The 1,679-nt window shown below is 71.6% G+C and carries 2 protein-coding genes and 1 pseudogene; 1 reads left to right on the forward strand and 2 read right to left on the reverse strand.

The annotated features are described in order from the left end of the window. Positions 1-425: pseudogene (locus BN2279_RS09580) on the reverse strand (mechanosensitive ion channel family protein); the annotation flags it as partial. 111 nt (positions 426-536) lie between these two features. On the opposite strand from BN2279_RS09580, the gene BN2279_RS09585 reads away from it, so the two are divergent. Further along, positions 537-1,112: a dienelactone hydrolase family protein gene (locus tag BN2279_RS09585; RefSeq protein ID WP_267887123.1), complete on the forward strand. Its 576-nt coding sequence runs from the start codon at positions 537-539 to the stop codon at positions 1,110-1,112. Between the two features lie 46 nt (positions 1,113-1,158). Here the strand turns inward: BN2279_RS09585 and BN2279_RS09590 are convergent. After that, a partial coding sequence (locus BN2279_RS09590; protein ID WP_159037175.1) for a thioredoxin domain-containing protein occupies positions 1,159-1,679 on the reverse strand: 521 nt, incomplete at its 5' end.

Here is a 1,679-nt window from a genome sequence, read left to right on the forward strand (position 1 = left end):
ACCGCGACGACGGTGAGGATGGTGGTGACGACCCGGCGGAGCATCGCGAGCTGGGTGCGGAACTGCCGGACGCGGGCCAGGTCCGTGGTTCTGGCCTCGTAGCGCGCCAGTGAGTTCTCCGCGACGGCGCCGGCCGCCCTGACCGTCAGCCAGGCCGCGGCGAAGATCGCGATCGTGGCCAGTCCGGACTCGACGATGTCGTCGCGCCGCAGATCGACGTGGAAGGCGTCGTACGCCATCTGTCCGATCGCGGCCCCGATGAGGAAGTCCAGCGGGACCTGGCAGCGCCGCAGGAGGTGCCAGAGCCGGGTGTGGGGGTTGCGCGCGTCGGCCGCGCACAGGGCCCGGTCGATCAGCCAGCCGATGACCAGCGTCAGGGTGATGGTGCCGGCCAGGACGAGCAGGGGCCGCAGCACATCATCCATGGGGTGTCTCCGCTCCTTCGGCTTCCGGGTCGATTTGTCTCCGTCCGCCAGGCTAGCTGGCAGGATGGGCGGGCAACGAGCACGCGTACCACCGGGAAGGCGTATCAGACCGTGAGCAACGTCATGCTTTTCCATTCCGCCTACGGCCCGCGACCGGCCGTGCACGCTGCTGCGGAGCGGTTGCGGGAGGCCGGGCACCGGGTCGTCACGCCCGATCTGTACGGGGGCCGCACCGCGGACACCGTGGAGGAGGGCATGGCGATCAAGGACGAGATCGGCCGTGACGAGCTGCTGCGGCGGGCGATCGCGGCCACCGCCGAGCACACCGACGGGGGCGTGGTCTACGCCGGGTTCTCGCTGGGGGGCTCACTGGCGCAGACGCTCGCGCTCGGGGACGTGAAGGCGCGCGGGCTGCTGCTGTTGCACGGGACGGGGGACATCGCGGAGGACGCCGTGACGGACGGGCTGCCGGTGCAGCTCCATGTCGCGGATCCGGATCCGTTCGAGCCGCACGACTGGCTGACCGCCTGGTATCTGCGGATGCGCCGGGCGGGCGCGGACGTGGAGGTCTTCCGGTACCCGGGCGCCGGCCATCTGTACACCGACCCGGAGCTGGCGGACCACGACGCGGAGGCGGCGGAGCGCACCTGGCGGACGGCGCTGGGGTTCCTGGCCGGGCTGGACTAGGGCCGCGCGCGGACCCGTGCGGGGACGGGCCGCGCGCGGGGGTGGCTCACTCGGTGCCGGCGGTGTGCTCCTCGATCAGGGCGGTGAAGCCGTCCGGGGTCTGCGGGGTCTCCAGGACCTCGCCGTCGAGCTTCAGGGTCGGCGTGCCCTCGATGTCCTGGTCGGCGTCGAACTTGTCGGACATCCGCAGCGCCCAGACCGCGAAGGTGCTGTCGGTGACGTCCTGCTGGAAGTCCTTGTTGTCCTCCAGCTCGGGCACCGTCTGGGCTATCTCGATCAGCCGGTCGTCGTCGGCGAAGGCGTCGTCGGTCTCCGCGGGGTGGAACTCGGCGGAGTACAGCGCTTCGTGGTAGGCGAGGAACGCGTCGGCGCTGACGTCCAGGGCGGCGCCGGGGGCGTTGAGCGCGTTACGGGAGCCGCTGCCGCCGATGTTGGCGTCGAGGAAGGTGCCGAAGACGTACTCGACGGCGTAGTCGCCGTTCTCCACGCCCGCCGCGACCTCGGGGCCCACGCTCTGTTCGAACGCGGCGCAGGCGGGGCAGCGGGGGTCCTCGAAGAGGGTGAGGG

The sequence above is a fragment of the Streptomyces specialis genome, assembly GCF_001493375.1.
Taxonomy (GTDB): Bacteria; Actinomycetota; Actinomycetes; order Streptomycetales; family Streptomycetaceae; genus Streptomyces; species Streptomyces specialis.